General features: G+C 53.9%; 8 protein-coding genes. 5 read left to right on the top strand and 3 right to left on the bottom strand.

The window, feature by feature from the left end:
- The first annotated feature begins 214 nt into the window (after positions 1–214).
- Positions 215–4,000, top strand: coding sequence for a DNA polymerase III subunit alpha (dnaE, locus tag QTO31_RS03845; RefSeq protein WP_301428153.1), 3,786 nt, complete (start codon positions 215–217; stop codon positions 3,998–4,000).
- A 49-nt stretch (positions 4,001–4,049) separates the two neighbouring features.
- Here the strand turns inward: dnaE and QTO31_RS03840 are convergent, their stop codons facing one another.
- Entirely contained in the window at positions 4,050–5,270 is a 1,221-nt protein-coding gene (locus QTO31_RS03840; RefSeq protein WP_301428152.1) for a hypothetical protein, read from the bottom strand.
- 310 nt (positions 5,271–5,580) lie between these two features.
- Here QTO31_RS03840 and QTO31_RS03835 point away from each other — a divergent pair, with 310 nt between their 5' ends.
- Positions 5,581–6,825 (top strand): hypothetical protein, encoded by a 1,245-nt coding sequence (locus QTO31_RS03835; RefSeq protein WP_301428151.1) that lies wholly within the window; start codon positions 5,581–5,583, stop codon positions 6,823–6,825.
- A 721-nt stretch (positions 6,826–7,546) separates the two neighbouring features.
- Here QTO31_RS03835 and QTO31_RS03830 read toward each other — a convergent pair.
- Positions 7,547–8,161, bottom strand: a complete 615-nt coding sequence (locus QTO31_RS03830; RefSeq protein WP_031458504.1) for a superoxide dismutase — start codon at positions 8,159–8,161, stop codon at positions 7,547–7,549.
- A gap of 91 nt (positions 8,162–8,252) precedes the next feature.
- Positions 8,253–8,885, bottom strand: a complete 633-nt coding sequence (locus QTO31_RS03825; RefSeq protein WP_301428150.1) for a helix-turn-helix transcriptional regulator — start codon at positions 8,883–8,885, stop codon at positions 8,253–8,255.
- Positions 8,886–9,354: 469 nt separating this feature from the next.
- Here QTO31_RS03825 and apbC point away from each other — a divergent pair, with 469 nt between their 5' ends.
- The 3 genes from apbC to QTO31_RS03810 all read left to right on the top strand — a co-directional run bounded on the left by apbC (position 9,355) and on the right by QTO31_RS03810 (position 12,648).
- On the top strand, positions 9,355–10,449 hold the full coding sequence (apbC, locus tag QTO31_RS03820; RefSeq protein ID WP_031458502.1) for an iron-sulfur cluster carrier protein ApbC: 1,095 nt from the start codon (positions 9,355–9,357) through the stop codon (positions 10,447–10,449).
- A 99-nt stretch (positions 10,450–10,548) separates the two neighbouring features.
- Positions 10,549–11,610, top strand: a complete 1,062-nt coding sequence (moaA, locus tag QTO31_RS03815; protein ID WP_031458501.1) for a GTP 3',8-cyclase MoaA — start codon at positions 10,549–10,551, stop codon at positions 11,608–11,610.
- Between the two features lie 66 nt (positions 11,611–11,676).
- Positions 11,677–12,648 (top strand): small ribosomal subunit Rsm22 family protein, encoded by a 972-nt coding sequence (locus QTO31_RS03810; protein ID WP_031458500.1) that lies wholly within the window; start codon positions 11,677–11,679, stop codon positions 12,646–12,648.
- The last annotated feature ends 351 nt before the right edge of the window (positions 12,649–12,999 follow it).

Raw genomic sequence — 12,999 nt, 5'->3', positions numbered from 1 at the left:
TAGCTTACAGTTTCATGAAAGCCTGTTCGCAAGCGGCTATCGGTGTGCTATAATCGAAGCGGAAGTATGCACGGTGTGGTGCAATTTATGTCTATATAAAAACAAAAAATCGACACCATCCTTATTCTTTCGGACAAATGTTTCAGATTTAGATCGCGCTTTTGCCCTTGTTCTCGTTTGTCGAGTGTAAACTGTTTTTAGAGACGAGTACGCCATGCACGACTTCGTTCATTTGCATGTCCACTCTGAATATAGCCTGCTCGATGGCTATGCTACCACCAAAGGCATCGCCCAACGTGCTGCCGAATTGGGGATGGACAGTATTGCCTTGACCGACCATGGCGTCATGTACGGCGCAATGGAGTTCTACGAGGCGGCCAAAAAGGCCGGCATTCGGCCAATTATTGGGGTTGAAGCCTACATGGCGCCGGGTTCGCTCAGCGACCCAATGACCAGAGGGAGCAAAAACTACTTCCATCTTCTGCTCCTGGCGCAAAACGAGGTTGGCTACCGCAATCTGGTCAAGCTCACCACCCGCGCCCATCTTGATGGTATGGGTAAGGGCGTCTTTGCGCGCCCCCGCATTGATCGTCAGTTGCTCGAGACCTATCACGAGGGTTTGATCGTCACCTCGGCCTGTCTGGCCGGTGAGGTGCTACACTACCTCAAGCAAGGTGACCGGCGTACCGCTGTCGAAACGGCGGCGTACTATCGCGATTTGCTTGGCCCCGACCGTTACTACCTTGAGTTGCAATTGCACGACAATACGCCCGAACTTGAAACACTCAATGAAGAGCTGGTGCGGATCGGACGCGAGCTTGGGATACCACTGGTCGCTACCAGCGATGCACATTTCGTCCGGGCGGAAGATAAAGCCACACAGCACAAGATTATGGCGATGGGTATGAACATGACCTACGCTGAGTTTTGTGCTCGCGAATACGCCATGGACGAGAGCTACCATATTATGTCGGGCGAGGAGATGTGGGCGAAATTCAAGCGGTACGGTTCTGAACCGCTCGAAAATACCCGCCGTATCGCCGATATGTGCCGACTGAAACTCGAGTTTGGCCGTGTACAGTTGCCGGTATTCGAGTTGCCGCCAGGTCACGATGCTGCTTCCTATCTGCGGCTCGTTTGCGAAGAGGGGTTGATGCGCCGTTTCAACGGTCAACCACCCGATGAATATGTGCGTCGGCTCGACTATGAGCTTGATGTTATCAACAAGACCGGCTTCCCCGACTACATGTTGATCGTGTGGGATTACGTGAAATTTGCTCGTTCACGGGGTATCCCATGTCTGCCCCGTGGCTCGGCCGGCGCTTCACTGGTGCTCTACGCCCTGGGGATTACCGACGTTGATCCGGTAAAGAATAAGCTGCTCTTCGAGCGGTTCCTCTCGCCGGAACGGCTGGAGATGCCTGATATTGATACCGACTTCGCCGATTCGCGTCGTCAGGAGATTCTGGACTATATCGCCAATAAGTACGGACGCGAGAATGTAGCCCAGATTATTACCTACGGTACGCTCGGTGCGAAGGCGGCCATTCGTGATATGGGTCGGGTCCTCGGTCTCGATCCCAATGAAGTAGATCGCGTCGCGAAGTTGATTCCAGCACTGCCGGTAGGAACGACCATCGCTCAGGCCCTTGAGCGGGTTCCCGAACTGAAGCAGATCTACGAGACGCAACCGCACTTGCGTGAATTGATCGATGAAGCACAAAAGGTCGAAGGGCGGATGCGTTCAGTCGGTACCCATGCGTGTGGTGTGGTGGTGAGTCGCACCCCTCTGGAAGAGATTGTGCCGCTCCAACGCACGACCAAAGACGAGAATGCGTTGATGGCGGCGTTTGAAGGCCCTACGCTGGCGAAGATGGGCCTACTCAAGATGGATATTCTCGGCCTGACAAACCTTTCAGTAGTGGCCGAGGCACTTAAGTATATCGAGCAGACAACCGGGCGACGGATGTGGCTCGATGAAATTCCGCTTGACGATCAAAAGGTTTTTGAAGCATTAGGACGCGGTGAAACAAAGAATGTCTTCCAGCTTGAATCGGCGGGCATGACCCGTTATCTGATGCAACTGAAGCCAACTCGTGTGGAAGACCTGTACGCGATGGTGGCCCTCTACCGCCCTGGTCCGCTCGAACAGATTCCGGTCTATATTCAAAACAAGAATAATCCATCGCAGATCCGTTACCTTCACCCGGTGCTTGAACCGATCTTGTCTGACACCTACGGCGTGATCGTCTACCAGGAACAGATTATGCAACTGTTGCAGACGGTCGCCGATTATACGCTCGGTCAGGCCTATATCGTGATTAAGGCGATCAGCAAGAAGAATCGTGAGCTGATGGCCGAAAACGAAGCGATCTTTAAACAGGGCTGTCAGCGTAAAGGTATCAGCAAAGAGATCGCCGATCAGCTCTGGGAATTGATCTTGCCCTTTGCTGGTTATTCATTCAATCGTCCCCATGCCACCCTCTACGGTTTGCTCAGTTATCAGACGGCCTGGCTGAAAGTGAATTATCCGGTTGAGTATATGACGGCGGTTTTGACCGGCGCTGGCGGTGTGATTGAAGATGTCACCAAAGCGGCCATCGAGGCCCGGCGGTTGGGGGTTGCCATACTTCCGCCTGATGTCAACCGTTCGCAGAAGGGATTTACGATTGAACCACTGGCTGAGCCATTGCCACCTGGAGTCACGTATAACCGTGGCATCCGCTTCGGTCTGATGGCTATTAAAAATGTAGGTGAAGGCCCGGTAGAGGCGATTATCGCCGCTCGTGAATCAGGTGGGCCATTTCAGTCGCTCGAAGATCTCTGTGCGCGTGTAGACCGCCATGCGCTCAATAAACGAACTCTAGAAAGTCTGATCAAAGCGGGTGCACTCGATTCGCTACCCGGCACTCGTCGCCAGAAACTGGCCATCCTTGACCAGGCAGTAACTGCCGGTAGTGAAGCGCAGAAAGCGCGTGAGATCGGCCAGAGTAGCCTGTTCGACATCTTTGGTGGGATGCCCGGTAGTAACCCAACTGTGAGCCGCATTCCGCTACCGCTGATCAATGAGACTGCTGCTGATCAGAAAGAGGTTCTGCGCTGGGAAAAAGAGCTGCTGGGTCTGAACCTTTCCGATGATCCAATTGCGAAGGCGCTGGAAGGGATCGATACAACCGGCGCTACCGATCTCGGCTCGATTGAAGCTGAGCATATTGGTGAGACTCTTACCTTTGTGGGTGTGCTAAGCGGTGTGCGGCGCATCGCAACGAAAAAGGGTGAGACGATGCTGGTCGCAACGCTCGAAGACCTGACCGGCAGTATTGAGCTAGTTGTCTTTCCAAAGGTGTTGGCGAAATGTGCTGATCTGTTGCAAAACGATGCCGTCGTGCGCGTCACGGCGAAGGTTGATAATCGCCGCGATACGCCGCAACTGGTGGTCGAGAGCGTGGAAGCACCGCAAAGTATTGATCAGGCAATGTCAGTTCAACCGGTTGAAATGGACCTTGAAGGTGTCAGTGATGATCTGAACAGCGAGCTAAAGATCGAGCTGCCGTCACCCTCGGTAGTCGAACCGCAACCCGCTGTAGCTGTTGCTCCTTCGCCACCACCGTCCCTTTCACCTGCTAAACCGCCCGCTGTTCGTCCACGCCAACCGGTTAAGTTAGCCAGTCACGGGAACGGCAATGGTGATGGTTATAGCAATGGCCACTCAGCAAGCCGGTCGAGCGCACCAGGTGCAGAAGGAGGGCGGGGTGAAGGGGTATCGGCCCGCAACCTTCGTATCTACCTCCCTCGTAGCCACGATTTCGATGCCGATGTTGCCCTTATGCAGCATGTTCATCAGATTCTGAGTAACAGTCATGGCCACGACCAGGTAACACTCTATGTACCAAACGGGGTTGGGATGGTAGTACTGCAATCGCAGCATACCATCACTATTTCCGATGCCCTGATTGCCGAGCTGAAGCAGGTGCTTGGACCTGAGCGTGTTCTGGCATGAAGGCCTAGATTGCAGCGGTTCCCGTGGGCTGTGTCGTCAGCCCACGGGTTTAGCGTGAGAATGCCCCTAAAAATGTCTGCTGAGAGTGGTGACTGAAAAGTACCAGAGAGTAGTCACCAAGTTGCATACCTTGCAATGAAAATTGACCACTCACCTTACCATCACCATCGGCACGCACGGTCGTTACCGTTACCGGTGGCGCCCCGGCAGGTGGGTTGTACCAGATGCCGACCGGTTCGCCGGGAGCAAAACCGTCGGCGGCATAGGTCAGTATTGGACCGGTTATGGTCATGGTTGGGGTACGCCAGAATGTGCGTTCGGAACCGGTGCCGATGAATGTTTGGGGCAGGTTACTCTGTCCTCTTCCAAACATATTGGTCGCATCACGATACCAGAAACGTGCTACGCGCCCCAGTAAAACTCCTGGAGAACTCTCCTCTCGTACCCGGAAACGGATCGTTATCGTTACCAGATCGCGAACAGATGCCAACGCACCGGTGCGAATGGTTATCAAGCCGGGCCGCACATCACTGACCCAGACATCCGGGCGACTGGTTTGGGCGTCGAGCAACACGAGTTCGTTGTCGGCAAATGGTAATTCAATCGTTGCTTCGAGTGCTGATCCCTGTCCATAATTTTCGAGCACTACATCGAGCGAAAATACCTCACCGGGCGCGACCACATCATTAACCCGTTGTGCTAGCACCAGCCTGGCCGGTCGTGCTCCCAATGCCGGGTCGACGGTATACTGCACGTCGTCGATCAGCCACGTATCCTTTGGCCCACTCACTTCAATAACCGTGATAGTCTTGCCAGCCGGAGCACTAAATGTCACCTGATCGAGGCGACCGGTGAGAATATTGGGCAGCACTTCAGCAGTAGCGATGACAGCACCATCGGAAGCTGTAGCGGTCACACGAAGGATATCTGATGTCGAGACATAGATACTGAACGAGAGCACACCTGCCGGTAAAAAAATCATTCCTGTTCCGCTTCCGCTTACCCGACCGAATCCATAGCCGTTGACGAAAAAGGCGCAGGTTCCCCCAAAATCGGGACAGGTATCTGGAAACGGTGCGTTGTAGCGACCGCTGCGTATATCACCAAACCGCCAGCCGGCGCCGAAGCGAACCCCACTATATTCGCCAATAGCTACATTGTCGGGAAAATTCTCGAAATCAAGGGTGAACGTCAACAGTGACTGCGCAGTTGCCACTGTCGCGGTGCAAAGATGCCAGAGGATAAAACAGAGAACCAGCCAGCGGTGCATAATGGCCTCCGTAGAACAGCGATGTTCTTATTATAGTCAAGAAGAGGCCATCGAGAAATAGGAAATTTCTCAGAATTGGCACCCACGAGCTAACAATTTTGTGAGGTTGAATCGGAACACACCATACGAAAACGCTCTCAGCGTACATCAGATTTCACTATTCGGCTCTTTCGGTGCTATAGTAAGATCACGTCGATAAAGTGTGTAACTTCCCTTCAGATCGCACGTACATGTTTACAAGCCCAATCTGAGCGGGTGGAACAGCGTTATCGTCAGTAAGGTTTTGTCGTGCTCTACATGGGGAGGTCGTATGTCTCACAACTATCGGCTCTGGTTGGTTTCGCTCGTCAGTCTATTCCTACTCGCTCTGACAGCCTGTGGTGGTGGTAGTGCAACTCCAACTACAGCCCCAACTCCTGAACCAACGCAGGCAGTCGCACTCCCCACCCGTACTCCACGCCCGACCATAGTTCCGGCTCAGCCGACTGCAACTCCTCGTCCTTCACCAACGACAGCAGGGCAAAGCGGGCAGTTGGCGTTGGTAGACATTGGCCCGCTCAAGACCTATGATCATCCGAGCGGTGTGTTTAAGATCGACGTTCCCAACAATTGGACGTTGCAGGATAACAGTTCTAGTGCAGAGCTGTTATTGATCTGGACAGACCCAACAGGCAATGGTGCAATTCTGGTTAATATCTTTGAGGATAATCGCAATTATTCTGATAGCCAGCTCGTAAAGCTGCTCACCGATTTCCTCGAAGAGCGTTTTGGTCAACAACCAGATTTCTCCTACGAAGACGCAAAACCGCAAAGTGACGGTAGTCAACTGGTTGTCTGGTCGTATACCGCCACCGCCGACAACAATATTCAGACTACGTTGTTAGGGAATAGCTTCGTCGAGCAACGAGGGAACAAAGTCTCGATCCTGACTACCCTGGTGCCTCAAGAGCAATTCGAGACGCTGGTGAGTCAGACTGACAAGATTATCAATACCTATCGCATCAATCCCAGAGCTGCGATTGGTGGTGGGAGTAATACGCCTGCTACCGGTGGCACCGTCCTCGCACCGGTTCAGATCGGTCGTCTCCGAACCTTCAATCATCCCTCTGGTGTATTCCGAATCGACATCCCTGAGAACTGGTCATTGACTGACAATAGTCGTCCCGGCGAGTTGATACTCGTCTGGAATGATCCCGCCAATAACGCAGCGATTATCGTGGACGTTTTGGAAGATAGTGCAACGTACAGCGATGATCAGTTAGTCGATAAGATGATTAGTTTCCTGCAATCATCTTTTGGCAACCAGCCCGATTTCTTTTACGAAGACCCTAAACCACAAAGTGACGGCAGTATCCTGATCGTCTGGGGGTTCACAGCAACTGCATCAAACAATGTCCAGGCCTCGATGTTGGGGAACAGTTTTATCGAGCAGCGTGGGAACAAGCTTTCGGTATTGACCACACTGGTACCGGCGGATCAATTTGACACGCTCGTGAGCCGGACAGACGAAATTATCAATACCTATCGCCTCGATCCCGATGCCAGGGTGCCGTAGATACACTGGGATAGTGGGTATCTAAGCGCGATCCGAAACATCTCAACGGCTGATGAAGTTCGCCGTGTGTTGCCCCCTGCCAGATCGGTGGGTGTGCAAAAGGGTCATATTCCACAATCCGCGATCTCAGTCACCGGTAGGCATTGTCGGTTATGCGACAACCGTTGGTATCGACTTCTAGGGGCGAGGCGCCACCTCGCCCCTTGCTCTTGCGAAAAACTGGGCTGCGTTCGCGCAGATCGAAAGGCGGGCCAGAGGCCCGCGCACCTGAGCGCAATCCTGAGCGCGTAGATCGAAAGGTGGGCCAGAGGCCCGCGCACCTGAGCGCAATCCTGAGCGCGTAGATCGAAAGGCGGGCCAGAGGCCAGCGCACCTGCGTGTAACCCTGCACGTGCACAACGAAAGGCGGGCTAGAGGCCAGCGCACCTGCGTGTAACCCTGCACGTGCACAACGAAAGGCGGGCCAGAGGCCCGCGCACCTGCGTGTAACCCTGCACGTGCACAACGAAAGGCGGGCCAGAGGCCCGCGCACCTGCGTGCGTATATCAAAGGGCGGGCCAGAGGCCTGCGCATCTGCGTGCGTATATCAAAGGGCGGGCCAGAGGCCCGCGCACCTGAGGAAAGGCAACCTATTCTTCAGACACTCTCTGAGAGGAACATGGGTTCTTCCAGTTCACTCACAGCAGAGATATACGATAGCGTTATACCCCTCTATCAAGCACTAGCCCTTCGCAGCAGCGTAATGCTCAGCAACCTTCGCCCAATTTACCACGTTCCACCAGGCATCAACATAGGCTGCACGCTTGTACTGATATTTCAGATAGTAGGCGTGTTCCCACACGTCGATGCCGAGGATTGCCGTCTTCCCCTCCATCAACGGATTATCCTGATTGGGTGTGCTCATAATGCTCAGGCTGCCATCTTTTGCGGCTACCAGCCAGGCCCATCCCGACCCGAATCGGCCCAGGGCTGCTGCTTTAAACTTCTCCTTGAAGGCATCGAAGCTACCAAAGGCAGCATCAATTGCCGCAGCCAGCTCACCATCGGGCGCACCACCGGCATTGGGGGCCATAATTTCCCAGAAAAAGGTGTGATTCCAGTGCCCGCCGCCGTTGTTGCGTACCGCGGTCCGAATGGCTTCAGGAATAGCGTCAAGGTTGCTCAACAGCTCCTCAATCGTCTTACTCTGTAACTCAGGATAATTTGCCAGCGCGTTATTCAGGTTAGTCACATAGGTCTGATGGTGATTATCGTGGTGAAAGTGCATCGTTGCTTCATCGATGTACGGTTCGAGAGCGTTGTAGGCGTAGGGTAACGGTGGAACTTCAAAGGCCATGTGAAACCTCCATATATTTCGAGCAGCGACGGCCACCTTTGGCCGTCATCGTGGGTACACATCTATTGTACCGCGAAGCCAGAGAAGATTGCTAGCCTGGAATCCGGTAGCGACAACAATGACCACCGCTGGCAATCGTCGTATCGCGTTCGATAGTCGTTGCTAGCAGCTCTTCGTACAGACGTAACTCTTGTGCGCAGATTTGTGGATAGCGACGGGCGACACAGTCAAATGGACAGTTGTACTGGATGAGCAACCAATCCCCTTGCTCGCCTTGCTCACATTCGCACATATATCCCTGGTCGACTAGCGCCTCGGTGAGCGCAGTGATTTGTGCTGCTCGAGGTTTATCAGCCAGTTGTGGGGCTAATCGTGTGAAGAGAGTTTTACGCCGTTGTTCGAGTATTTCGGTGACTGCCGCTTCGCCACCAACAGCAGCGACGCTCTCGATCAGCTCACAAACGAGACGCTCGTAGTGCTTGGGGAAGAAGGATTCTGCGCGTTCGGTAAGGGCATAAAGATGCGCCGGGCGACCAATATTGCGCCGTAGACCGCAAATGTATACCAGCCCTTCCTGCTGTAAAGCGGTGAGATGCTGGCGAATACCGACTGCACCAATTTCCAGTGCTTCGCTCAGCTCAATCGCACTCATTTGGCCGTGACGCCGCAGCAATTGCAAGATACTGCGCCGAGTTGCTCCCTGCTCTTTGCGCTCAACTTTCATCGGCGTTATACCACTTTACGAGTTTGTATCTATTGAATATGCTTAATGCGAGTATATCAATCGCGATACGCGCTGTCAAGCAAAATAATCACAGACAGAGGCAGCGTTCTCAGCCTTGGGTGACGCAACAGAGGAACTCCGGCGGACACCTAGGTGCGCGGTCCTTCAGTCTACGTTTAGCGTGCGATTGGAGGGCATTAGCGTCTCCTGCCCACCGGTAAGATGGAATGTGCCAATCGATTTCTCCACAGGGCGAGGAAGGGGAGTGAAGCAGGTTTAGGAACGTACCTTGATCGCGACAACAATGGGTATAATAGGAAAGAGTGCTTGTTTCCCCGCTAGTTGTGAATGACCAAGACGTGCAATCTTAACGCGATAACGCTTTATTGTTGGCGACTTTAGTAACATTCTTCTTTTCTTATTCTCTGGTATAATGCAAAAAGATACCGACAAAACATGGAGTAGATACATGGGGCGCTTATCAAATCATCAATCGGCTACGGTGAGCGAAGAGCAGATTCTGGCCGCTCTTCGCCATGTACAAGAGCCAGAGTTGGGGGGTGATCTGGTCTCCCGGCAGATGGTCAAGCATATTGCCATCTGTGACGGGATTGTTCGTTGTACGATTGAACTGACAACCCCGGCGTGTCCATTGAAAGATCAGATTCGTGCCGAAGCTGAAGCCGCAGTACAGGCTGTACCAGGCGTCAAAGAGGTACACATTGATTTCACGGCCAATGTACGGCGTCCAGCCGGTATTCCTGAACAGGCTGCTATTCCTGGTGTAGCCAATGTTATTGCAGTGGCTGCCGGTAAGGGTGGGGTCGGGAAAAGTACAGTAGCGGCCAACCTGGCGGTCGCTCTGGCGCAGATTGGTGCACAGGTTGGTCTGCTCGATGCTGATGTGTTTGGGCCGAGCTTACCGCTGATGTTGGGGGTGCGCGGACAACCGATGGCCGTCAGTGATGCTAGTGGTCAACCGATGATGTTGCCACTTACCGGCTATGGGGTTAAAGTGATGTCGGTTGGCTTCTTAATCGACGAGTCACAGCCGGTGATCTGGCGTGGACCGATGGTCAGCCAGTTGTTGCGCCAGTTTCTGTATCAGGTTGCCTGGGCGCCGCTCGATTACTTGATCATCGATATGCCACCTGGCACCGGTGATGTTGCATTGACACTGGCTCAGAGCTTGCCATTATCCGGTGCGCTGATCGTGACCACGCCGCAACAAGTGGCGACCATTGATGTGGTCAAAGCCATGGAGATGTTTCGCAAAGTTAATGTCCCGCTGCTGGGCATTGTTGAGAACATGGCTTACTTTATTGCACCTGATACTGGCAAACGGTATGACATTTTTGGCACCGGTGGCGCTCAGCGATTGGCGCAGCAATTAGGAGTACCGGTGCTGGGTCAGATTCCACTCGGTATCAGTGTGCGTGAGGGGGGCGATAGTGGCCAACCGGCAGTGATCAGCGATGCCCCCGATGCGTATGCCGATATATTCCGTGAATTGGCCCGCCAGGTTGCGGCCCGTATTTCAGTGTTACAGTACGCCACAGCATGATTGCTCGGTCTGGTCGGTAGGCATCACGGTCTGCCGACCAGTACTCTCTTCCCAATCGGTTGTTCGCTCGTCGTTTGATGATCACAATGAGGTGAGGCTATGGCCGCTCATCAGCTCGCTGGTACGACTCCCATTATCTTCTACGACCCAACCCGTCATCCGCGTTATGCCACCGATGCACCGGCACTCGATCAATATGGCCGGCGAATTGATTATCTGAGGGTTTCGCTTACCGATCGCTGCAATATGCGTTGCATCTACTGCATGCCGGCAGTTGGTGTGCAGTTTGCTCCTCGTCCTGAGCTGCTGACTAATGATGAACTCTTATTGGTGATCAATGCAGCCGCCCGTGCCGGTTTCCGCAAGTTGCGCCTGACCGGTGGTGAACCGACGCTCCGCCACGATCTGGTCAATCTGGTACGCGAACTCAAGCGGATACCCGGCATCGAGCACATTGCAATGACGACGAATGCACTGCGTTTGCGTAAACTTGCCCAACCGTTGCGTGATGCCGGTCTTGATCGAGTTAACATTAGTATTGATACTCTCGACCCGGTGAAGTTTCGCATCATAACTCGTGGTGGCAGTCTCGATGAAGTGTGGGCCGGGATCGAAGCGGCTGATGCTGCCGGTTTGCATCCGATCAAACTGAATGCGGTGGTCGTGCGCGGGATGAATGATGAAGAAGTGGTGCGGCTGGCCGGATTAACGCTGGAACGACCGTGGGAATTTCGTTTTATCGAAGTGATGCCACTTACCGGTGTTGCCGGTTTGGCCGAAGAGGGAATCGTCGCGAGCGCCGAATTGATCGCCCGTCTCGAACAGCACTACGGTCCGCTGGAGGAGATTGGTCACGCACCAAGTGATCCTGCCCGTACCTACCGCATTCCTGGGGCTAAAGGCGTTATTGGCTTTATTTCGAGCGTCAGTGATCCCTTCTGCGCAACCTGTAACCGCATGCGTCTCACCGCCGATGGCCGCCTGCATCTCTGTTTGTTACGTGACGATGAAGTGGATTTACGGGCGGCAGTGCGTGCCGGTGCCACTGTGGAAGAGGTTGAACAGATTATTCGTCACGCAGTGTATATTAAACCGTGGGGGCATGGCCTGCCGGTCGGTGTCAAACCGACACTGCGTGGTATGTCAGAGCTGGGTGGATAACGCAGGTTGCCTTCAAGTATCAGACAGGATAGTGGTTGTATCTGTTGACTGATTGTAACGCAGCCTATGCAACTTCCGCCATCTTTGCAGCATACGCTTGAGCGGGTTATTGCCGAACAACCGCTGACGGCACTCGAACGAGCGGCGCTTGAACTCTCTACACGTTACCGTGAGCAGGGAACCGGCAGCATACCGGTGATCAATACTCCGCTTGACGCAGTTGCCTATGCCGCGTGGCGAATGCCGGCCACCTATGCAGCCCTACGGTCTGTCTTTCGACGGTTGGCCGAGAGTCAACCCGATTTTGCACCCAAACGGATGCTCGATATTGGCGCCGGTAGCGGCGCAGCAATCTGGGCTGCTGCCGAGCAATGGCCTTCTCTCCAGCACGTTGTGGCAATTGAGCGACAGCCAGCTATGGTCCGGCTTGGCAAGCAATTGACGATTAGCACCAATTTACCGACAGTGGTGTGGCAGCAGCAAGATGTCATGACACTTGATCGTCTCCCTGAAAGCGATCTGGTTGTCGCCGGGTATGTGTACGGTGAGATTGAAGCCACGGCGCGCAACCTGTTCTTGAGTCGGCTGTGGAAAGCAACCAGCGGGGCACTGGTATTGGTCGAACCAGGTACACCTGCCGGGCACACCACTATTTTGCATGCCCGCGGCGAGCTGATCAAGCGCGATGCCTATTTATTAGCACCATGCCCTCATACTGCTTCCTGTCCGCTAGCTGAACGTAACGACTGGTGTCATTTTAGTCAGCGTATTGCTCGTCCGGCCTTTCAGCGCCGGTTGAAAGGTGCTTCTGCACCGTTTGAAGATGAGAAATTCGCATACCTGATTGTTAGCCGACGCCCGGCGCTGCCGGTGAACGGACGGATCGTGCGCCATCCAAAAATCTACAGTGGTCGCATCGAGTTACAGGTCTGTACTGCCGATGGGTTGCAATTGATAACCGTCACTCGTAGCCAGGGAACTATCTGGCGTCAGGCTCGTGATAAAGAGTGGGGCGATAGCTGGTCGGACAGAGGGTAGGGTCCCAGCACCGCTATGTTCCTCTCTGTGGAGTGGGCAACGTGGGCACAGGCGATGCGCCGGGCGGGGCAGGGTATCGGTAGGTACACGTCGCCGTCGTTCCCTTCCCCGGAATTCCGTCGGCGCCAGGCCAGTCGTCCATCGTGTGGGTGCTATGGATTAGGGTGCATCCGTGGTGGACATAACGATAGGATATTCCGGATAGACACCAAGACAGGTTTTCTTTGTCTGTGCATCAGCACACCATTCCCAAAGCGGGGGTTGAGAACCTTCCATCCGCACGCTTCTTTTCTCAACTCATCAAAACTCTTTGTCTATCTTCAGACGTAAGCACTCTTGGTAACGGAGTGC

This window comes from Chloroflexus sp. MS-CIW-1, assembly GCF_030444705.1.
In the GTDB taxonomy this organism is placed as follows: Bacteria; Chloroflexota; Chloroflexia; order Chloroflexales; family Chloroflexaceae; genus Chloroflexus.
Note: the sequence above shows the minus strand (reverse complement) of the source record. Positions and strands in the feature narration are given on the sequence as shown.